Genomic DNA, 21927 nt, shown 5'->3' on the forward strand with positions numbered 1-21927 from the left:
TGCCCGGGTGCGCCGATCAGACGAAACGCGCAATCATAGCAGCGAAAGCGCCCGCATCGCCATGCACGAGGCCGGCGGCCAAGTGTGTTTCGCGTGACCGCCGGCGTCTTGCGAGTCAAGCCTTCGGCACGCTCCGGAACACGCGCCGATGCGCAAGGCATATCGCGAAATCGGCGGCATTCGCACACTGTTAGCGTTGCCGTCCCCCATGGCTATCCCCGTAAAGCGGCGGATTGCGCGCGCAAAGCCGGCTGCGGCACGGCCGCCAGGGCGGTCAGGACAGGCCTTCCGGGTTATAATCGCGCTCTCCCTTCGCCTGACCGTCGCCATCCCCGCGCGACGCATCGCCACCTTGCGACGTGTTTCGCGCGAGGCGAAGCCGCGACGCAACTCTGACGCAACCTCGACGCAACGCCCCAGTCCATGGCCCACTTCTCGTGTTTCCCCGGCGCTTCGGCCCTTTCCGACTTCCGTCAGACCCGCCTGCTCGAGACGCTTCAGCGTATCGACGCCAACATCGTCGGCGTGCACGGCCAGTATCTGCATTTCGTCAACTCGGCCACGCCGCTTACCCCTGACGACAGCGCGAAGATCGATGCGCTGATGCACTACGGCGCGCCGTTCGCGGCGCCGCAGGAGCGCGGCAGCGCGCTCACGTTCCTCGTCGTGCCGCGTTTCGGCACCGTGTCGCCGTGGGCGAGCAAAGCCACGGACATCGCGCATCATTGCGGCCTCGAGCAAGTGCGCCGCATCGAGCGCGGCGTCGAGTACACCGTGGTGCTCAAGTCGGGCCTGCTCGGCGGCAAGAAGACGCTCTCGGAAGAGGCACACGCGGCCGTCGCCGCGGCGCTGCACGACCGCATGACGGAAAGCGTGGCGCCTTCGCGCGACGCGGCGCTGCACCTGTTCGACGAACTGCCGGCCCGCCCCATGCAGACGGTCGACGTATTGGGCCAAGGCCGTGCGGCTCTGGAAACGGCCAACGGCGAACTGGGCCTCGCGCTCGCCGATGATGAAATCGACTACCTCGTCGAGAACTTCACGAAACTCGAGCGCAACCCGACCGACGTCGAGTTGATGATGTTCGCGCAGGCCAACAGCGAGCACTGCCGCCACAAGATCTTCAACGCGAGCTGGACGATCGACGGTCAGGACCAGGATATGTCGCTCTTCGCGATGATCCGCAACACCGAGAAGATCAGCCCGCAGGGTACGATCGTCGCGTATTCGGACAACTCGTCGATCATGGAAGGCGCGGTCGCGGAGCGCTGGTTCCCGCGTAAGAACAACGCCGACGGTCAGCCGGGCGAGCAGTATGGCCGCCACACTGAGCTCACGCACACGCTGATGAAGGTGGAGACGCACAACCACCCCACGGCGATTTCGCCGTTCGCCGGCGCGGCCACCGGCTCGGGCGGCGAAATCCGCGACGAAGGCGCGACGGGCCGTGGTGCGCGTCCCAAAGCGGGTCTCACGGGCTTCACGGTCTCGAACCTCGATCTGCCCGACGCGCGCGAAGCATGGGAAGACGCTCGCGACGCGGCCGTGCCGCTCACGCTGCGCAATCCCGCCGACACGCAGGGCGCCTATGGCCGCCCGGACCGCATCGCTTCGCCGCTGCAGATCATGATCGACGGCCCGCTCGGCGGCGCCGCGTTCAACAACGAATTCGGCCGTCCGAACCTCGGCGGCTACTTCCGCGCCTACGAGCAGAACGTCGCGGGCACCGTGCGCGGCTATCACAAGCCGATCATGATCGCGGGCGGCATCGGCAACATCAGTGCGCAGCACACCCACAAGCACGACCTGCCGGCCGGCACGCTGCTGATCCAGATCGGCGGCCCGGGCATGCGCATCGGCATGGGCGGCGGCGCGGCCAGCTCGATGGCGACCGGCACGAACACCGCCGAACTCGACTTCGACTCGGTTCAGCGCGGCAATCCCGAAATCGAGCGGCGTGCGCAGGAAGTCATCAACTCGTGCTGGCAACTGGGCGAGCGCAATCCGATCCTGAGCATTCACGACGTGGGCGCGGGCGGTCTTTCGAACGCCTTCCCGGAACTCGTCGACGGCGCGGACAAGGGCGCGCGCTTCGAACTGCGCAACGTGCAGCTCGAAGAGTCGGGGCTTTCGCCGCGTGAAATCTGGTCGAACGAATCGCAGGAGCGCTATGTTCTTGCGATCGCGCCCGCCGATCTGGCGGAGTTCGAGGCGATCTGCGAGCGTGAGCGCTGCCCGTTCGCCGTCGTGGGCGTCGCGACCGACGCGCGCGACCTGAAGCTCATCGACACCGACGAGCACGCGCTCGCGGCCAACGGCGGCCACCAGCCGGTCGACATGCCGATGGACATCCTGCTCGGCAAGCCGCCGCGCATGCATCGCAACGTCGAGCACGCGGGTGTGCCGCTCGCGCCGGTCGAAGTCACGGGCGTTTCGCTCGACGAAGTCGCGAAGAGCGTGCTGCGTCACCCGACCGTGGGCAGCAAGTCGTTCCTCATCACCATCGGCGACCGCTCGGTGGGCGGCACGACCGTGCGCGACCAGATGGTCGGCCCGTGGCAGGTGCCGGTCGCCGACTGCGCGATCACCGCGCTCGATTACGCCGGCTACAAGGGCGAAGCGATGACGATTGCCGAGCGCACGCCGCTCGCCGTGATCGACGCGCCCGCATCGGGTCGTATGGCCGTGGGCGAGGCGATCACCAATATCGCGAGCGCACCGATCCTGTCGCTCGACAAGCTCAAGCTCTCGGCGAACTGGATGGCCGCGTGCGGCGCACCGGGCGAAGACGCGGCGCTGTACGACACCGTGAAGGCAATCGGCATGGAACTGTGCCCGGCGCTTGGCATCGGCATTCCGGTGGGCAAGGATTCGCTCTCCATGCGCACGAAGTGGAACGAGGAAGGCGTGGCGAAGGAAGTGGTCGCGCCGGTTTCGCTCATCATCTCGGCGTTCGCACCGGTCGACGACGTGCGCCGCCATCTCACGCCGCAACTGCGCCGCGCCGACGAAGTGGGCGAGTCGGTCCTGATCGCAATCGATCTGGGCCGCGGCAAGAACCGCATGGGCGGCAGCATCTTCGCGCAGGTCACGCAGCAGGTGGGCGACGCGGTGCCCGACGTGGACGACGCCGAGGACCTCAAGCAGTTCTTCACGGCCATCCAGCAACTGAACGCGAACGAGCAACTGCTCGCTTACCACGACCGCTCGGACGGCGGGCTGTGGGCAACGGTCTGTGAAATGGCCTTCGCGGGCCACACGGGCGTGTCGCTGAATGTGGACATGCTCACGCTCGACAGCGAGCACGAGTCCGATTACGGCGACGCCAAGGACTGGACGAAGCAAACGAGCGGCCGCCGCGAAGACCGCACGCTGCGCGCGCTCTTCTCCGAAGAACTCGGTGCCGTGATCCAGGTGCCGGCACAGCAGCGCGATGCCGTGATGGCGGTGCTGCGCACGCACGGTCTGTCGGTCTGCTCGCACGTGATCGGCACGCTGAACCCGCGCGACTCAATCGAAATCTACCGTGACGCCAAGCGTATTTACGAAGCGCCGCGCGCCGAACTGCAGCGTGTGTGGGGCGAAGTGAGCTGGCGCATTGCGCGCCTGCGCGATAACCCCGCCTGCGCCGATTCCGAATACGACGCGCTTCTCGACGCCGCCGATCCGGGCATGCAGCCGCATCTGACGTTCGATCCGGCCGAGGACATCGCCGCGCCGTTCATCGGCAAGGGTGCGCGTCCGCGGGTGGCGATCCTGCGCGAGCAGGGCGTGAACTCGCATCTTGAAACCGCGTACGCGTTCGACCGCGCCGGCTTCGACGCGCACGACGTGCACATGAGCGACTTGCTCGAAGGCCGCGCCACGCTCGCCGACTTCGCGGGCGCGGTGGCCTGCGGCGGGTTCTCGTACGGCGACGTGCTGGGCGCGGGCGAAGGCTGGGCCAAAACGATCCGCTTCAACGCGAAGCTCGCGGACATGTTCGCGGCGTTCTTCGCGCGTCAGGACACGTTCGCGCTCGGCATCTGCAACGGCTGCCAGATGATGTCGAGCCTCGCCTCGATGATCCCGGGCGCCGAAGCCTGGCCGAAGTTCACGCGCAACAAGTCGGAGCAGTTCGAAGCGCGTTTCTCGCTGGTGGAAGTGCAGAGCTCGCCGTCGATCTTCTTCAACGGCATGGAAGGCTCGCACATTCCGGTCGCGGTTGCGCACGGCGAAGGTTTCGCGGACTTCTCGCAGCAGGGCGACATTTCGAAGGTGGCCGTGGCGATGCGCTACGTCGACCATCGCGCCCAGGCCACGGAAGCTTACCCGTTCAACCCGAATGGCTCGCCGCAAGGCATCACGTCGGTCACGACGCCCGACGGCCGCTTCTCGGTGCTGATGCCGCACACCGAGCGCGTGCAGCGCACGGTGACGATGAGCTGGCACCCCGAAGCCTGGGGCGAAGCGAGCCCGTGGATGCGTGCGTTCCAGAACGCGCGCAAGTGGGTGGGCTGACACGCTGACCGGACCGCGCGCGGACGTTTGACGCCAGGGGCACGCCCCGGCGGAAAACCCCGGCCATGCCTCCATTGCGAGTGCGGGCCGGGGTTTTTGCCTTTTGGCGCTGACCGGTGCGGGCTTGCGGCGAATATCGGCGCTAATCGCCGCATTTTTCGCGGCGATTAGCTTGTGTGTGCGGCGAATACGTCTCATAATCGCCGCATGAATAGCGGCGAATACACCTACATCTGGCAGGCCGATGACTGGCCTCTGTGGCGCTTCGATCTGACGGCGCTTGCCGAGCCCATGGCCGAGGTCAGCCGCGCCCAAGGCTTGCTGGTGGGCCGGCTGGCCGATGTCGGCATGGCGCTGCGCGATCAGGCGAGCCTCGCGGCCCTCACAGAGGACGTGCTCAAGACGAGCGAGATCGAGGGCGAGCAGCTCAATATCGCCTCCGTGCGCTCGTCCATCGCCCGTCGAATGGGCGTGGACATCGGGGCGCTAGCGCCGGTGGACCGCCACGTGGAAGGCGTGGTGGAAATGGTGCTCGACGCGACGACCAACAGCCGCGCGCCGGTCACGCGCGAGCGCCTGTTCGGCTGGCACGCCGCGCTGTTTCCTACGGGTTACGCGGGTCTCTCGCGGATCAACGTCGGTGCATGGCGCGACGATGCGAGCGGCCCCATGCAGGTAATCTCGGGCCCGATTGGCCGTCAACGCGTGCATTTTGAGGCGCCGCCTGCGAACCGGCTCGAAGCCGGAACGCGGCGCTTTCTCGACTGGCTCAACGGCCCCGCACAAGAGCCACCGCTCATCAAGGCCGCCCTCGGCCATCTATGGTTCGTCACACTGCACCCGTTCGACGACGGCAATGGCCGGGTGGCGAGAGCCATCGGTGACTTGCTGCTCGCGCGCGCGGACGGCAGTACGCAGCGTTTTTACAGCCTATCCGCGCAGATTCAGCGGGAGCGCAAGGGCTATTACGACATTCTGGAGCGAACGCAGCGCGGCTCGATGGATGTCACGTTGTGGCTCGCCTGGTTCTTCGACGCGCTGCATCGCGCGGTCGATCAGGCGCAGATCACGCTGGACGCCGTGCTCGCCAAGGCGCGTTTCTGGCGCGACTGGGCCACGACGCCGTTCAACGAGCGGCAAGTCAAGCTGCTCAACCGTCTGCTCGACGGTTTCGACGGCAAGCTCACGAGCGGGAAGTGGGCCGCCATCGCCCGGTGTTCGTCCGATACGGCGTTACGCGACATCAACGATCTGGTGGCGCGTGGCGTGCTGCGCAAAGCGGAGGGAGGCGGGCGCAGCACGAGCTACGAGTTCGACGCGTAGCCGCAAACAAAAACCCCGCGCCTACGAAGGTCGCGGGGTTTTCACAGCAGCCAGAGCTGCGATGCAGCCTTACTGAATCTTCGCTTGCTTGCGCAGATTCTCTTCGAACGCCTGGAGCTTTTCCTGCTGGATCTGCTGGACGATCTGCGGACGCACCTGCTCGAGCGGCGGCGGCGTGACCGCGCGAATGTCGTCCACGCGGATGATGTGCCAGCCAAACTGTGTGTGCACCGGCGTATCGGTGATCTGGCCTTTCTGCAGATGCGTGGCCGCGGCAGCGAATTCCGGCACATAAGCCTTCGGATCCGACCAGTCGAGGTCGCCGCCGTTTTTGGCCGAGCCCGGGTCCTTCGAGTACTGCTTTGCGAGGTCTTCGAAGCTGGCGCCAGCCTTGATCTTCGCGATCAGGTCCTTGGCCTGCTGCTCGTTGTCCACGAGGATGTGGTGCAGGTGGTATTCGCTGCCGCCCGCGTCCTTCGTGAGCTGGTCGTAGCGCGCCTTGACTTCGGCGTCGCTCGGCTGGTTGTTCTTCACGAAGTTTTCGATCAGCGCGCGCAGCACGACGGTTTGCTGTGCCACGGCGATTTGCGCCTTCACGTCCGGCTTGTTCGGAATGCCTTCGCGAATGGCTTCCTGCATGAGGATTTCGCGGTTCACGAGCTCTTCACGCACAGCCATTTGCAATTGCGGCGAATCCTGCTGGCCTTGATGCACGAGCTGGTCGATCAGCGCATCGGCGCGCGCTTTGGGAATCGGCGTGCCGTTCACGACGGCGATGTTCTGCGCAAAGGCGGGAGCCGCCGCGCACGCAGCCAGCAACACCCAGAGATGGGTCTTCTTCAAGGTCATCGGAAAGTCCTAACGGGGCGAACCAAAATGGCGAACAAAAGGATCAAGCAGGTCGAAATCTAACGTGGGGCTTACCGGGGCAGCGCCGCGGCTTCTTCGGGCGTGAGCGCCGTGATCGCGAGTGCGTGGATGCCGCGCTGCATGGCCTCGGCCAGCGCATCATACACCATGCGATGCCTTGCCACGCGGGCTTTCCCCGTGAATGCGAGCGCAACGATCGTGACATGATAGTGACCGCCGGCAGCGGCGCCGGCGTGTCCGGCGTGCTGCGCGCTGTCGTCGCGCACGTCGATGGAAACGGGCGCGAGCGCCGCGGTGAGGCGCGTTTCGATGAGCGCCATGCGCTCAGCCGGGCTGGCGTTGAGAAAGACGTCGCTCATTCTTCTTCCTTCATGTAACGCGAAAGCCACAGGCTCTGGCCGACGATAAACACTACGAGGATGCCGGTCGCGCCGAAGAGCTTGAAATCGACCCACGCGTCGGTGGAGAAGTGGAACGCCACAAAGAGATTGAGTATGCCGAGCAGCGCGAAGAAAATCGACCACACGAAGTTCAGTTGCGTCCAGATGCGCTGCGGCAGCGTGATCTGTTTGCCCATCATCGCTTCGATGAGGTTCTTGCCGAATGCCACTTGCGAAACGAGCAGCACGACCGAGAACGCCCAGTAAAGCACCGTGGGCTTCCACTTGATGAAGGTTTCGTCATGCAGCATCAGCGTAGCGCCGCCGAACACGACGACGATGCCAAGCGAAAGCCACAGCATCGGGTCGACCTTGCGGTGGCGGAACGCCACCCACGCGATCTGCACGAGCGTCGCGCCGATCGCTACGGCCGTCGCCGTGAAGATGCCCCACAGCTTGAAGGCGACGAAAAAGAGGATGATCGGGAACAGATCAAACAGGAATTTCATTATCGGCCTGAGAGTTTACAAAATGAGCCCCGGCAAAAGAGGGCACGACGCTTTCAAGGCCCTGTTTCACACAGTGGAGCCCCGCGCGGGGCGCGGGGCTGCCTTGCCAGCGGTCACTTGGGCTCGAATTGTAGCGCAGCCGAATTGATGCAATACCGAAGGCCCGTCGGGGCCGGACCATCTTCGAACACGTGGCCGAGATGCGCGCCGCAATTCTTGCAGCGCACCTCGATGCGCAGCATGCCGTGCGTGCGGTCGGTTTTCTCCTCGATCACTTCGCCGTTGATCGGACGGAAGTAGCTCGGCCAGCCGCAGCCCGCGTCGAATTTCGTGTCGGACTCGAAGAGCGGCGTGCCGCAGCACACGCAGTCGTACACACCCCGGTCGAAGTGGTCCCAGTACTTGCCCGTGAACGCGCGCTCGGTCGCGGCGTGGCGCGTGACCTGGTATTGCGCGTCGTCGAGCTGCTCCCGCCATTGCTCGTCGGCTTTGTAGCCCGGGTAGGCGGTGGAGTTATGGTCGTCCTGGCTCATGTTGGGTTCCTGTCGGGTGGGAAACAAGGATCACGTAGATGGGGGCGCGCTCACGAAGAGCAACTGACTTCGAGCGAACTCGCCCAGTCGGGCGGCAACCCCGCGTACGACGCGTGCTCGGGCTGCTCGTCGAATGGCCGCTCCAGCACCTTCGCGAGCCGTTCGACTTCGCTGAAGTCCTTTTGCGCGGCGCGCTCGATCGCCGTTTGCGCGAGGTGATTGCGCAGCACGTATTTCGGATTCGTGCGATTCATCGCCTCGGCGCGCGCGGCGTCATCGCGTGTGTCGTGCGCAAGGCGCGCGCGGTATTCGGCGGCCCAGGCGTCGAAGGCGGCGCGATCGAGAAAGAGATCGCGCACGGACGTATCGCCGCTCGCGTCATGCTTCGACACGCGCGCGAGATTGCGATACGTAAGCGTGAAATCGGCACGATTGGCATGCATGATTTCGAAGAGCTTGTTCGCGAGCGCGTCATCGCCTTCGCGCTCGTTCTCGAGGCCCAGCTTCGCACGCATGCGTGCTTCGAGCGCGGGCGCGAAGTGCCCCTTGAAGCGCTCGAGCACGCCTTGCGCGTCAGCCACCACGCGCTCGCCGCGCTTCTTTTCGTCGGCGATGTCGTAGTGCGCGCCGAACAGCGGCACGAGGGCTTGCGCGAGGCAAAAGAGATTCCAGTAGCCGATCTGCGGCTGCATGCGGTACGCGTATCGGCCCTGCGAATCCGAATGATTGCAGATGTGGTTCGCGTCGAAACCATCCATGAAGCCGAACGGCCCGTAGTCGATCGTGAGGCCGAGAATCGACATGTTGTCGGTATTCATCACGCCGTGGCAAAAGCCCACTGCCTGCCACTCGACCATCAGCGCCGCCGTGCTGCGCACCGCTTCGTCGAGCAGGGCGAGGTACGGGTCGTCGGCTTCGCGCAGTTGCGGATAGAAGCGCGCGATCACGTGGTCGGCGAGCGCGCGCAGCGCATCCACGTCGTCGTGCGAGTAGAAGTGCTCGAAGTGGCCGAAGCGCACGAAGCTGGGCGACACGCGTGTGACGACAGCGGCCGTTTCCATCTCTTCGCGGCGCACAGGCTGGTCGGAGCCGATCACCGTGAGCGCGCGCGTGGTGGGAATGCCGAGATGATGCATGGCTTCCGAGCACAAAAATTCGCGGATCGACGAGCGCAGCACCGCGCGGCCGTCGCCCATGCGCGAGTAGGGCGTGCGGCCCGCGCCTTTGAGCTGGATTTCGTTGCGTTTGCCCGCGTGCTCGACTTCGCCGAGCGTGAGCGCGCGGCCGTCGCCGAGCTGGCCTGCCCATACGCCGAACTGGTGGCCGGAATAGACCGTTGCGTACGACATGGTCGATGGCGAGCGCTCGCGCGTGAAATTCCCGCAGAAGAGCTCGGCGAACGCGGGATCGGCAGCAGCGGATGCATCGAGGCCGAGTTGCGCGGCCATGCCCTTCGAAAAGCCGGCGACGTAGGGCGAGGGCAGCGGCGCGCCGGGTAGCCGCGTGTAAAAGCGGGCGCCGAGCGCGGCGAAGGCGTCGTCGCGCGGCGCGAGCAAGGCGCGTTCGAAGTCGGCGAGCGGACCGGTAGCGGGCGTGTGCATAGCGGACGAGCCGCCTTGGGATTCGGGAGTGCCTGGTGAAAACGACATATTGAGGGCCTGTTGATTAGTCGATATTGTAATTCCGCACCCGCCGGCGTGCTGGGGCACGTTCGAAGCCTGCTGGCGCGCCACTAGATACGCGAAAGTAAAACGCGAAAGACCACGACATACAACGCCGATCAACGTGAGGAGACCGCTACCGATGAGTGCGCCGCTGCTGGGACAGATGATGGATGTGCCGCTCACGCTCTCGTCGTTGATCGCGCATGCGGCGCGCCATCATGGCAGCGCGCAGATCGTATCGCGTCGCATCGAGGGCGATATTCATCGCTACACGTACCGCGAGTGCGAGGCACGCTCGAAGCAGCTCGCACAGGCGCTCATCGCGCTAGGCGTCGCGCCGGGCGAACGCGTCGGCACGTTGGCCTGGAATGGCTATCGGCATCTTGAAGCCTATTTCGGCGTGACCGGCTTCGGCGCCGTGTGCCACACCATCAATCCGCGGCTTTTTCCCGAGCAGATCGCCTGGATCGTCAATCACGCCGACGACCGCTACGTGCTGTTCGACATCACGTTCGCCGCGCTCGTCGACACGCTCGCACCGCAATGCCCGAACGTGCGCGGCTGGATCGCGCTGTGCGACGAGTCGCATCGACCGCAAATGCGCACGGAAGTGCTCTGCTACGAAACGCTGCTCGTGGCGCAGGACGGCAACTACACGTGGCCCGAGCTCGACGAGCGTAGCGCGTCGAACCTTTGCTACACGTCCGGCACCACGGGCAACCCGAAGGGTGCGCTTTACACGCACCGGTCTTCGGTGCTGCACGCCTACGCCGCCGCGTTGCCCGATGCGATGGGATTCTCCGCCCTCGACGCGATTCTGCCCGTCGTGCCGATGTTCCATGTGAATGCGTGGGGCATTCCCCACGCGGCGCCGCTCGCGGGCACGAAGCTCGTGCTGCCTGGCAAGGATCTCGACGGCAAGTCGCTCTACGAACTCATGGAGGCCGAAGGCGTGACGGCCTCGGCCGGCGTGCCGACTGTCTGGCTCGGTCTGCTCGCGTATATGCGCGGCGCGGGCGTGCGCTTTTCCACACTCAACCGCACGGTGGTCGGCGGCTCGGCGTGCCCGCCCGCCATGCTGCGCACCTTCGAGGACGACTATGGCGTGCAGGTGATCCACGCTTGGGGCATGACGGAGATGTCGCCCCTCGGCACGCTCTCCAGGCTCAACTGGGAGCAGTCGAAGCGGCCCCGCGAAGCTCAGCACGCGCTGCTCGAAAAGCAGGGGCGCGTGATTTTCGGCGTCGATATGAAGATCGTCGGCGAGGACGGGCGGGAATTGCCGTGGGACGGCGTGACGTTCGGCGACCTGCATGTGCGCGGGCCGTGGGTGATCGACCGCTACTTCCGGCAGGAAAGCGGCTCGCCGCTCGTGGAAGGCTGGTTCCCCACCGGCGACGTCGCCACGATCGACCCCGATGGCTTCCTGCACATCACCGACCGCAGCAAGGACGTGATCAAGTCGGGCGGCGAGTGGATCAGCTCGATCGACCTCGAAAACATCGCAGTGGCGCATCCGGCCATCGCGGAAGCCGCGTGCATTGCGTGCGCGCATCCGCGCTGGACCGAGCGGCCGCTCATCGTCGCGGTGAAGAAGCCCGGCGCCGCGATCACGCGCGAGGAACTGCTGGCCTTCTTCGAAGGCAAGGTCGCGAAATGGTGGCTGCCCGACGACGCCGTGTTCGTCGACGAATTACCCCACACGGCAACGGGCAAGCTGCAAAAGCTCAAACTGCGCGAGCAGTTCCGTTCGTACGTGCTGTCGACTGCGCTCGCGGTAGAGGGGTGTCCGTTCGATCCGGCGCAAGACGTCGCGAAGCACCACTAAATCACCCCGCGCAAGGTTCTCCGGCGCAGCCTCTGGCTGCGTTTTTTTCTTCTGACTTTTGCCCGTCGACCCGCCAGATTCGTACGCTCAGTACAAACCCTGGCATCTGCAGTGCAGCAAAAAATTGAACGAACGTTCTTTTTTAGGTATTCTGCCTGCTGACCGGGAATGTCGGACAATGAAGCCGACGACGCACATCGCGGCCCGCAAGCATGGAGGCAGGCAAATGGCAGTGGACTACACGACTCGCGACGGCGTCGCCGTCATCACGCTCAATAATCCGCCCGTCAACGGCCTCGGGCATTCGACCCGCGCAGGGATTGTCGAGGGCCTCGCGCGCGCCGCGAGCGATCCGGCCGTTGCGGCCATCGTGATCACAGGCGCCGGCAAGGCGTTCTCGGGCGGCGCGGACATCACCGAATTCAATACGCCCAAGGCGATGCAGGAGCCCACGCTCCACACCGTCATCAAGGAAGTCGAGAAGAGCGCCAAGCCGGTCGTGGCCGCGATCCATAGCGTGGCCATGGGCGGCGGTCTCGAACTGGCGCTCGGCGCGCACTACCGTATCGCAGCGCCCGGCGCGCAGATCGCGCTGCCGGAAGTGAAGCTCGGCATTCTGCCGGGCGCGGGCGGCACGCAGCGCTTGCCGCGTGCGATCGGCCTTGAAGCCGCCCTCAACATGATCGTGACGGGCGCACCGGTGATGAGCGAAAAGCTCGCGAATTCGGGGCTGTTCGACGCCCTGGCGCAAGGCGATCTGCTCGAAGAGGCAGTCGCTTTCGCGCGCAAGGCGGCCGACAAGCAAGGCCCGCATCCGCTCGTGCGCCACCGCAAGATCGAGCATCCGAACGCCGAAGGCTTCCTGCAGTTCTCGCGCAACACCGTCGGCGCGATGTCGAAGAACTATCCCGCGCCGGTGAAGTGCGTCGATGCCATCGCGGCAGGCGTGAAGCAGGGCTTCGACAAGGGGCTCGCGTTCGAGCGCGAATGCTTCCTCGAACTCGTTCAGACGCCGGAAAGCCGCGCGCTGCGCCACGCGTTCTTCGGCGAACGGGCCGCGAGCAAGATTCCCGATGTGCCGTCGAGCACGCCCACGCGCGACATCCAGAAGGTGGCCGTGATCGGTGCGGGCACGATGGGCGGCGGCATCACGATGAACTTCCTCAACGCGGGCGTGCCGGTCACGCTGCTCGAAACGAAGCAGGAAGCGCTCGATCGCGGCCTCGCCACGATCCGCAAGAACTACGAAGCCCAGGTCAAGAAGGGCAAGCTCACGCAGGAGAAGCTGGAAGCGCGCATGGCGCTCATCAGCCCGACACTTTCCTACGACGACCTCAAGCAAGCCGATCTCATCATCGAAGCCGTGTTCGAAGAACTTGGCGTGAAAGAGCAGGTGTTCAAGCGCCTCGACGAAGTCGCGAAGCCGGGCGCGATCCTCGCCTCGAACACCTCGACGCTCGACGTCGACAAGATCGCGGCTTTCACGAAGCGTCCGCAGGATGTGGTGGGTCTGCACTTCTTTAGTCCTGCCAACGTCATGAAGCTGCTCGAAGTCGTGCGCGGCAAGGAAACGGCCAAGGACGCGCTCGCGACCGTCATGCAGGTCGCGAAGAAAATCCGCAAGACGGCCGTGGTTTCGGGTGTGTGCGATGGCTTCATCGGCAACCGCATGATCGAGCAGTACGTGCGCCAGGCGCTCTATATGCTCGAAGAAGGCGCGCTGCCCGCGCAGGTGGACCGCGCGATCGAGAAGTTCGGCTTCGCAATGGGCCCGTTCCGCATGAGCGATCTGGCCGGCAACGATATCGGTTGGGCCATTCGCAAGCGCCGTTATCAGGAACATCCGGACATGAAGTACTCGAAGATCGCCGACCGCCTGTGCGAAACCGGCCGCTTCGGGCAGAAGACCGGCGCGGGCTGGTACGACTACAAGGCGGGCGAGCGTAACGCGCTGCCGTCGAAACTCGTGGACGAAATGATCGTGGCGTACTCGAAGGAAGCCGGTGTCGAGCGCCGCAAGATCAGCGACGAGGAAATCGTCGAGCGTCTCGTGTTCTCGCTCGTCAACGAAGGCGCGAAGATTCTCGAAGAGGGCATCGCCTCGAAGGCGTCTGACGTCGACATGGTCTATCTCACGGGCTACGGCTTCCCGCTGTGGCGCGGTGGCCCGATGCTGTACGCCGACACGGTTGGCCTCTACAACGTCGAGCGCGCCATTCGCCGCTATGCGCAGCAGCGCAATGGCGAGGCGTGGGAAGTCGCGCCCTCGATCGTTGAACTGGCTGCCAAGGGCGGTACGTTCAACTAAGTTTTCCTGAAAGTGAACAGGCGGACGAACATCATGAGAAGCGCAGACGACGTGCTCCTGCTGATCGACCTGCAATACGACTTCATGCCGGGCGGCGCGCTTGCCGTCGCGCATGGCGATGAAGTTGTGCGGGTCGCGAACCGGCTCGCGCAGGGCTTCAGCCACGTGGTGCTCACGCAGGACTGGCACCCGGTGCAGCACGTTTCGTTTGCAGCCAATCACGCGGGACGCGCGCCGTTCGAGACGACGGCGCTGCCCTACGGTGAGCAGGTGCTGTGGCCCGTGCATTGCGTGCAGGGCACCGAAGGCGCGGCGCTGCATCGCGACCTGAACGTGCCGCATGCGCGCGCGGTGATCCGCAAGGGCCATCACGCCGACGTGGACAGCTACTCCGCGTTTCTCGAAGCCGACCGCAAGACGCCCACGGGCCTCGCGGGCTATCTGCGCGACGTAGGCGTAAAGCGCGTGTACTGCTGCGGCCTCGCGACCGACTATTGCGTGGCGTGGTCCGCGCTCGACGCACGCGCCGCGGGCTTCGAAACCGTGCTGATCGAAGACGCCTCGCGCGCTATCGACCTGAACGGCTCACTTGCCGCCGCGTGGGAGCAGTTGCATGCCGCCGGCGTGAAGCGCGCGCAGTCGGCCGAGGTGCTGGCATTGTCCGCCTGAACGTTCAATCAAAGACATCCTCTGGATTCAATATTCGTAGTGGGAGACATCGCATGACTGACGCCGTAATCGTATCGACCGCCCGCACGGGCCTCGCCAAATCCTGGAAGGGCTCCTTCAACATGACGCACGGCGCAACGCTTGGCGGGCATGTGACGCAAGCCGCCGTCGAGCGCGCGAAGATCGATCCCGCCCGCGTGGAAGACGTGATCATGGGCTGCGCGAACCCCGAAGGCGCGACCGGCGCGAATATCGCGCGCCAGATCGCACTGCGCGCGGGCCTGCCCGTGAGCGTGCCGGGCATGACGGTGAACCGGTTCTGTTCGTCTGGACTCCAGACGATCGCGCTCGCCGCGCAACGCGTGATTGCGGGCGAAGGCGACGTGTTCGTCGCGGGCGGCGTGGAATCGATCTCGTGCGTGCAGAACGAGATGAACCGCCACATGATGGCCGAAGGCTGGCTCAGCCAGCACAAGCCCGAAATCTACTGGAGCATGCTGCAAACGGCCGAGAACGTCGCGAAGCGCTATGAAATCTCGAAGGAGCGCCAGGACGAGTACGGCGTGCAGTCGCAGTTGCGTGCCGCGGCGGCACAGGCGGCGGGCCTCTTCAACGACGAAATCGTACCGATGACGGTGCTCGCCGGTGTCGCCGACAAGGCGACGGGCCAACTCGTCACGAAGGAAGTGACGATCGCCGCCGACGAAGGCATCCGCGGCGACACCACGCTCGAAGGCGTATCGAAGATCCGCACGGCGATGCCGGGCGGCGTCGTCACCGCCGGCAACGCGAGCCAGTTCTCCGACGGCGCGAGCGCCTGCGTCGTGATGAACGCGAAGGTCGCGGAGCGCGAAGGCCTGCAGCCGCTCGGCATCTTCCGCGGCTTCGCCGTGGCGGGCTGCGAGCCAGACGAGATGGGCATCGGTCCCGTGTTCGCGGTGCCGAAGCTCCTCAAGCAGGCGGGCCTGAAGGTCGAGGACATCGGCCTGTGGGAGCTGAACGAAGCGTTCGCGGTGCAGGTGCTGTACTGCCGCGACAAGCTCGGCATTCCCGCCGACCGCCTGAACGTGAACGGCGGCGCGATTGCCGTCGGCCACCCGTATGGCGTGTCGGGCGCTCGCCTGACGGGCCACGCGCTCATCGAAGGCAAGCGCCGCGGCGCGAAGTTCGTCGTGGTGACGATGTGCATTGGCGGCGGACAGGGTGCTGCTGGCCTCTTCGAAGTCGTTTGACGCAAGGCGCGGCGGATTCGCGAGAGTCTGCAGCCGTCTCGGCCAGACCACCTGTCTGGCCGCTCTCGCGCTCGAGCCGCTGCGGGTATCATGACGGCTGTCGGCGCGCGCACGGTGCGGCGCCTGTTCCCATGCAGACAGAAGAGGTGAGTTCGTGATTCGTCATATCGTGATGTGGAAGCTCAAAGAGTCGGCCGAAGGCGCGACGCGTGCCGAGAATGTCGTGAAGTTCAAGGCATTGCTCGAAGGCTGCCGCAACCTCGTGCCGGGCACGCTGCACCTCGAAGTCGGTGTGGCCGGACCGGGTCTCGCTTCCACGTTCGACCTCGTGCTCGTTTCCGACTTCGCCGATCAGGCCGCGCTCGACGGCTATCAGGACCACCCCGAGCATCTCGTCGTGAAGCAGTTCGCGAAGCTCGTGGTCGAGTCGCGCCAGTGTGTGGATTACGTGGTCTGAAGCGCATCATGATCGGTACCGCAGATCAATCCCAGGGCGGCGGCACGCCAGCAGGCGACGCGCAGCAAAACCCGCAAACGTCGCTCACGATCATCGAGAGCCCCTTCGTCGAGCATCTCGGTGCGCAGCTCGTGAGCGCGCGCGACGGTGCGAGCGAAGTCGTGCTGCCGCTCGCCGAGCGGCATCTGAATACGTGGGACGTCGCGCACGGCGGCGTGACGATGACGCTCGCCGACGTTGCACTTGCGATGGCGGCACGCAGCGTCGCCGCCGACGGCGTGGGCGTCGTCACCGTCGAAATGAAAGTGAACTTCATGCAGCCGGGGCGCGGCGAATTGCGCGCCACCGGCCGCGTGCTGCACCGTTCCACCACCATGGCCTATTGCGAAGGCGAGATTCGCGACAGCGAAGGCCATTTCGTCGCCAAGGCGCTCGGCACCTTCAAGTACATGCGCCGGCTTGCGGTGGGCCGCGACGTGACGCGTCAGCGTTTGCGCAGCGACCCCAGCGCGCGGCCGGGCCCGAGCGACGGCTAACACGCGCAATCGGGCGTGGGCGAGGGCTTTGCTCGTGCGCACCCGATTACTGTTCTCTTGCGCGGCAGGCGTGCAACGCCTCGCCGCGCCCAACGAAGCAACATGGACGCCATGACCCAGACCAATCGCCAGATCCTGCTCGCTTCGCGCCCGGAAGGCGCCGCGAGCGTCGATAACTTCCGCCTCGTCAAAACGCCGCTCGCACCGCTCGAAGAGGGCGAGGTGCGCGTGCGCAACCACTACCTCTCGCTCGACCCATACATGCGCGGGCGTATGAGCGACAGCAAGTCGTACGCGGCGCCGCAGCCGCTCGACTCGGTGATGATCGGCGGCACGGTGGGCGAGGTGGTCGAATCGCGCAACGCGAAGTTCAAGGTCGGCGACAAGGTCGTGGGCATGTCCGGGTGGCAGGAGTTCGGCACGTCGAACGGCAGTGACCTGCGTGTCGTCGATACGACCCACGTGCCGCTTTCAGCGTACCTCGGGCCCGTGGGCATGCCGGGCGTCACTGCGTGGTACGGCCTGAATCGCATCATCGCGCCGAAGGCCGGGCAAACCGTTGTCGTGAGCGCGGCGAGCGGCGCGGTGGGCAGCGTGGTCGGCCAACTCGCGAAGCGCGCGGGCTGCCGGGCGGTGGGTATTGCGGGCGGCGCGGAAAAATGCCGCTATGTCGTCGAAACGCTCGGTTTCGACGCCTGCGTCGATTACAAGGCTGGCAACCTCTATCAAGACCTCAAGGCCGCGACGCCGGACGGCGTGGACGGCTACTTCGAGAACGTCGGCGGCGCGGTGCTCGACGCTACGCTCTCGCGCATGAACGCGTTCGGACGCATCGCGCTGTGCGGAATGATCGCGGGCTACGACGGTGAGCCGATGCCGCTCAAGTATCCGCAACTGCTGCTTACGCAGCGCCTGCTCGTGCAGGGCTTCATCGTGAGCGAGCACATGGAAGTGTGGCCGCAGGCGCTGACGGAGCTGGGTACGCTGGTCGCGAAGCAGCAGCTCGCATATCGCGAGAGCGTGGCCGAAGGGCTCGAGAATGCGCCTGGCGCGTTCCTCGGTATGCTCAAAGGCCAGAACTTCGGCAAGCAACTCGTCAAGCTGATCTAACTGTTTCACTGTTCAGCGAAGCGCCCGGAAAGGGCGCTTCGCTTTTCCGTCCGCTGTATTCACCGCAACCTTCACCGCAGGATTCGCAATGTCCGAACCGTTTGAGTTCGACGGCCGCGTGGCCGTCATCACGGGCGCGGCAAGCGGCTTTGGCCGCGCGTTCGCGCAGCAGGCCGCAGCGCTCGGCATGAAGCTCGTGCTCGCCGATGTCGATCAGGCGCTGCTCGACGACACCGTCAATACACTGCGTGAAGGCGGCGCACAGGCGATCGGCGTGCGTACCGACGTGCGCGACGCCGCGCAGGTCGACGCACTCGCGAAGGCTGCCCTCGATGCCTACGGCAAAGTGCATCTGCTTTTCAACAACGCGGGTGTCGGCACTGGCGGCTTCGTGTGGGAAAGCAGCGCGAAGGATTGGGACTGGGTATTCAGCGTGAATGTGATGGGCGTGGCCAACGGCGTGCGCAGCTTCACGCCGGTCATGCTCGCGCAGGGCGAACGCGCGCATATCGTCAATACGGCTTCGGTGGCGGGGCTGCTTTCGCCGCCCGCCATGGGCGTGTATAACGCGTCGAAGCATGCCGTGGTCTCGCTCACTGAAACGCTCTATCACGACCTGAAGAACGTGACCGACAGCGTGAGTTGCTCGCTCTTGTGCCCGGCCTTCGTCTCGACCGGCATTGCGAACGCCGAGCGCAGCCGCCCCGAAGATCTGCGCAACGAAGCGCCGCTCACGCGCTCGCAGCAGGCCGCCGATCTGCAGTTGCAGCGCGCGGTGCGTTCCGGCAAGCTCACACCCGACGACGTCGCGAAGGCGACGTTCGACGCCGTGCGGGAAGGGCGCTTCTATATCCTCACGCATCCGCAGATTCTCGCTTCGGTGAAGCTGCGTCATGAGGATATCGAAACATTGCGCAACCCGACCGACCCGCTCTCGCTCAAACCTGAAGTCAAGAAAGCGCCGCAATAAAAACGGCGCACGGGGTCCGTGCCATGCCTCTCACCGCGAAGATCGCACTCGTGCTCGACATGGTGGCCCGCACGGGCCGCGCGCCTTATCACGAGCAGACGGCGCAGGAGGCGCGCGCCGAGTATGAAAAGAGCGCGACGGTGCTCGAAATCCCGTCAGCGCCGATGCATAGCGTGGAAGACTTGCAGGTGCCAATGCGTGACGGTGCGACGATCCGCGCGCGTCTTTATCTCCCGGTGGAGCCGCATTGGGGGGAACCGCTGCCCGTGCTCGTCTACTATCACGGCGGCGGCTTCACGATCGGCAGCGTGAACACGCACGATGCGCTCTGCCGCATGTTCGCGCGCGACGCGCGCTGCGCCGTGTTTTCGGTGGACTACCGGCTCGCGCCCGAACATCGTTTCCCGTGCGCGGTGCACGACGCCTTCGACGCCTACACGTGGCTCCACGCGCACACAGCCGAATACGCGCTGGATACCTCGCGCTTCGCCGTGGGCGGAGACAGTGCGGGCGGCACGCTCGCCACGGTCTGCGCGGTGCTGGCGCGCGACGCGGGTATCGCGCCCGTGCTGCAATTGCTGTTCTATCCGGCGGTGAGCGCGCATCAGCAGACCGAATCGCACAAGCGTCTCGCAGATGGCCATTTGCTGACCGCGCCGACGATCCAGTGGTTCTTCGATCACTACGTGCGCGACGACTCGGATCGCGACGACTGGCGCTTCGCGCCGCTCGACGGCACACGCGGCGAGCCGGACTTTCGCGGCGTCGCGCCGGCGTGGATCGGTGTCGCTGAATTCGATCCGCTCGTGGACGAAGGCGAGGCTTATGCCCAAAAGCTGCGCGATGCGGGCAACGAGGTCACGCTCGTGCGGTTCGACGGCGTGATTCACGAGTTCATCAAGATGGGCGCGTTCATCGACGAGGCGCGGCGCGCGCAGCAGCAGGCCGCCCACGCGCTGCGCGTGGCGCTCAGAACCGGCGACTGAAGCGCTAGCCTCTTTCGATCGTGTAGGTCTCGTGGCGCTCGTACGCGCCCGGGCGGACGACGCGATGCGAGCCGTCGTCGTCGCTGCGTTCCAGCGCTTCCACATCCAGAAGGGCGCCGCGCAGCGTGACACGCAGCGCCGTGGTGCCGCGCGTGCCGTAGTCGGGCGTTTCGATGAATGCCGCGGAAAGCGCGCGTTCGCGTTCCAGTGGAATACCCGTTGCGGGCAAGTCGCGGTCGGGCGCGACTTGCGGGTCGCGCATCATCTCTACGAGTCGCGCGAGCGGCACTTGCGCGTCGCCGCCTGCGAGTTGCGCGAGTTCGGCGCGCTTGCGCACGAGCTTGGGCCACGGCGTATCGAGCACGGCATTCGAAATGCCGTGCGTGCCTTCGGGCAGCAAGGCGGGCGCACGGTCCGCGCGATTGCAGTACCACGCAAGCTCCCGCCTCGCCCAGTCGCCGACGATCAGATTGAAGCCGTTGTACAGGTCGCCCGAGCGCGCGATCTCGTCGAGATAGCCGAGCGGCGTATCGGGCAGGCCTTGCGCGCCGGTGAGCCAGCGCGAGACGAGCGTGCCGCGCGTGGGCGCGTCGGGGCGCATGTCTTTCGGCGCACGATAGTTCGTGAGCGCGGCGAAGCGGCCGCTGCGCGTCATGCCAAGCCAGGTGCCGCCGCCCACGAGATCGCGGCCCGCCAGCACGCCCGTTGCCGAACTGCCCGGCGACGTGACGTCGTCCGCGGCGCTCCACCAGTGCAGGGGATCGGCGGTGCGGCGCAGGAACTCGTCGCGGTTGGCCGCGAGCGTGAAAAGCGCGCCGGCGCTCGCGCGCGGCCGCCAGTCGAACACGATCAGGCACATGGAGTTGGCCCTTGCAGGGTCGGGAGTGGGGCCGTGCCCAGGCAATGTGAGACGCAGCGCGCCTCACTTGCGATGGACGCAGTGTGCAGCGTCAAACTTCGGCCGGCAACGCGTACGGCAGCGGCAACACGCGCAGCGTGGGGCCGTCCGCGGCGCCCAGGTGCACGCTACCCGTTTCGAGCGCGGCAAGCTTGATCTCAGCAAGCAGGTCGACGCCGCCCTCGGGCGCAGCTGCCGCGTTCACGACCATGCCGCACGGCTGGCTCGGGTCGTCCGAATGGAAGAGTTCGACGCCAGCGTGCGCGACATCCAGGCTCGCGGCCACATTGGCGAGCGCGGTTCGGCGCTTGATCGTGCCGCGATACTGGCTGCGCGCGACGATTTCCTGGCCAGGATAGCAGCCCTTGCGGAAATTCACGCCGCCCAGCACGTCGTAGTTGACCATCTGCGGCACGAATTGCTCGCTCACGGCCTGCGTGATGCGCGGCTCGCCCGCGCGAATGTCGAGCCAGTCCCACACCGCCGGCGACACGCGCTTGAGCGCGCCGTCGAGCTTCGCGAGGCGCGCCTGCACGGCTTCTTTCGGGCCGACCCACAGATAACGCAGCACGCCGGCCGCATCGGGCACGCGGATGAGCGTGCCCGCGGGATCGTCCACTTTCACGTGCACGCCGTCGGGCAGCGCATCGAACACGCTCGCGAGCGCGCCGCGTACGTCGCCGGCCAGGCCCACCACGAGCAGCTTGTCGGTGTCGTCGGTGAGCTTGGCCTTGGCGCGTAGCACGAACATCGACAGGCGTTTTTGCACCGTTGGCTGCACGTCCTTCGAGATCAGCAGACGGATCGTGTCGCCAGTCTTCCAGGTCAGGAACGAGGCGAGCAGACGGCCCTTGGGCGAGCAGTAGCCCGCGAGGCGCGCGCCGGCCACGTCGAGATGCTGGACGTCGTTGGTGAGCTGGCTGTGCAGGAAGGTCGCGGCGGCGTCGCCGACGGCGTCGATCACGCCGAACTGCGGCAGGATCGCGTAGGCGCCGCCTTTCAGAACGGCGTCGAAGTCTGCCGCGCCTGCTGAGGCAGATGCAGGGGCGAATTCAGGAGCGGAAAGCGTGGAAGTGGGATCGAGCGGTGAGTTCATGGATTCGGGGAACAGTCAATCCTGACTTTAGCGAAGGCAAGCAGTTATTATATGAGGT

18 protein-coding genes are annotated in these 21927 nt (G+C 65.6%); 11 read left to right on the top strand and 7 right to left on the bottom strand.

The features are described from left to right. Nucleotides 1–423 precede the first annotated feature (423 nt). Both purL and JMY28_RS16460 read left to right on the top strand, forming a co-directional pair. A complete protein-coding gene (gene purL, locus JMY28_RS16455) occupies nt 424–4500 on the top strand; it encodes a phosphoribosylformylglycinamidine synthase (RefSeq protein WP_201696972.1) in 4077 nt (1358 codons plus the stop codon). Nucleotides 4501–4707: 207 nt separating this feature from the next. Beyond that, a complete protein-coding gene (locus JMY28_RS16460; RefSeq protein WP_201696973.1) occupies nt 4708–5823 on the top strand; it encodes a Fic family protein in 1116 nt (371 codons plus the stop codon). Between the two features lie 69 nt (nt 5824–5892). On the opposite strand, the gene JMY28_RS16465 is transcribed toward JMY28_RS16460, so the two are convergent. The 5 genes from JMY28_RS16465 to JMY28_RS16485 form a co-directional block, all read right to left on the bottom strand. Beyond that, entirely contained in the window at nt 5893–6672 is a 780-nt protein-coding gene (locus JMY28_RS16465; RefSeq protein ID WP_201696974.1) for a peptidylprolyl isomerase, read from the bottom strand. A 71-nt stretch (nt 6673–6743) separates the two neighbouring features. Beyond that, nucleotides 6744–7052, bottom strand: coding sequence for a BolA family protein (locus JMY28_RS16470; protein WP_201696975.1), 309 nt, complete (start codon nt 7050–7052; stop codon nt 6744–6746). Continuing rightward, nucleotides 7049–7582, bottom strand: a complete 534-nt coding sequence (locus tag JMY28_RS16475) for a septation protein A (protein WP_201696976.1) — start codon at nt 7580–7582, stop codon at nt 7049–7051. The genes JMY28_RS16470 and JMY28_RS16475 overlap by 4 nt, the downstream gene beginning before the upstream one ends. A 113-nt stretch (nt 7583–7695) precedes the next feature. Further along, nucleotides 7696–8115 (bottom strand): peptide-methionine (R)-S-oxide reductase MsrB, encoded by a 420-nt coding sequence (gene msrB / locus JMY28_RS16480; RefSeq protein ID WP_201696977.1) that lies wholly within the window; start codon nt 8113–8115, stop codon nt 7696–7698. 50 nt (nt 8116–8165) lie between these two features. After that, the gene (locus tag JMY28_RS16485) at nt 8166–9764 is read right to left on the bottom strand and encodes a protein adenylyltransferase SelO (protein ID WP_456238746.1); all 1599 of its coding nucleotides are present in this window, start codon (nt 9762–9764) and stop codon (nt 8166–8168) included. A gap of 154 nt (nt 9765–9918) precedes the next feature. Here JMY28_RS16485 and JMY28_RS16490 point away from each other — a divergent pair, with 154 nt between their 5' ends. The 9 genes from JMY28_RS16490 (at nt 9919) to JMY28_RS16530 (ending at nt 19875) form a co-directional block, all read left to right on the top strand. Beyond that, the gene (locus tag JMY28_RS16490) at nt 9919–11607 is read left to right on the top strand and encodes a 3-(methylthio)propionyl-CoA ligase (RefSeq protein WP_201696979.1); all 1689 of its coding nucleotides are present in this window, start codon (nt 9919–9921) and stop codon (nt 11605–11607) included. Nucleotides 11608–11833: 226 nt separating this feature from the next. Beyond that, complete coding sequence (locus JMY28_RS16495; protein ID WP_201696980.1) at nt 11834–13915, top strand: 3-hydroxyacyl-CoA dehydrogenase NAD-binding domain-containing protein; 2082 nt, start codon at nt 11834–11836, stop codon at nt 13913–13915. Nucleotides 13916–13948: 33 nt separating this feature from the next. Beyond that, on the top strand, nt 13949–14584 hold the full coding sequence (pncA, locus tag JMY28_RS16500; RefSeq protein WP_201696981.1) for a bifunctional nicotinamidase/pyrazinamidase: 636 nt from the start codon (nt 13949–13951) through the stop codon (nt 14582–14584). Nucleotides 14585–14637: 53 nt separating this feature from the next. Further along, a complete protein-coding gene (locus JMY28_RS16505) occupies nt 14638–15816 on the top strand; it encodes an acetyl-CoA C-acyltransferase (RefSeq protein ID WP_201696982.1) in 1179 nt (392 codons plus the stop codon). 154 nt (nt 15817–15970) lie between these two features. After that, complete coding sequence (locus JMY28_RS16510; protein WP_201696983.1) at nt 15971–16273, top strand: Dabb family protein; 303 nt, start codon at nt 15971–15973, stop codon at nt 16271–16273. Nucleotides 16274–16362: 89 nt separating this feature from the next. Next, entirely contained in the window at nt 16363–16809 is a 447-nt protein-coding gene (locus tag JMY28_RS16515) for a PaaI family thioesterase (protein WP_236596899.1), read from the top strand. Nucleotides 16810–16920: 111 nt separating this feature from the next. Beyond that, complete coding sequence (locus JMY28_RS16520) at nt 16921–17919, top strand: NADP-dependent oxidoreductase (RefSeq protein WP_201697033.1); 999 nt, start codon at nt 16921–16923, stop codon at nt 17917–17919. An 88-nt stretch (nt 17920–18007) separates the two neighbouring features. Further along, a complete protein-coding gene (locus tag JMY28_RS16525; RefSeq protein ID WP_201696985.1) occupies nt 18008–18889 on the top strand; it encodes an SDR family oxidoreductase in 882 nt (293 codons plus the stop codon). A gap of 23 nt (nt 18890–18912) precedes the next feature. Next, on the top strand, nt 18913–19875 hold the full coding sequence (locus JMY28_RS16530; RefSeq protein ID WP_201696986.1) for an alpha/beta hydrolase: 963 nt from the start codon (nt 18913–18915) through the stop codon (nt 19873–19875). A 4-nt stretch (nt 19876–19879) separates the two neighbouring features. Here the strand turns inward: JMY28_RS16530 and JMY28_RS16535 are convergent, their stop codons facing one another. Continuing rightward, nucleotides 19880–20734: an NRDE family protein gene (locus JMY28_RS16535; RefSeq protein ID WP_201696987.1), complete on the bottom strand. Its 855-nt coding sequence runs from the start codon at nt 20732–20734 to the stop codon at nt 19880–19882. Between the two features lie 91 nt (nt 20735–20825). Next, a complete protein-coding gene (ygfZ, locus tag JMY28_RS16540; protein WP_201696988.1) occupies nt 20826–21869 on the bottom strand; it encodes a CAF17-like 4Fe-4S cluster assembly/insertion protein YgfZ in 1044 nt (347 codons plus the stop codon). Nucleotides 21870–21927 lie beyond the last annotated feature (58 nt).

The sequence above is a fragment of the Paraburkholderia hiiakae genome, assembly GCF_904848665.1.
GTDB classification, from domain to species: domain Bacteria; phylum Pseudomonadota; class Gammaproteobacteria; order Burkholderiales; family Burkholderiaceae; genus Paraburkholderia; species Paraburkholderia hiiakae.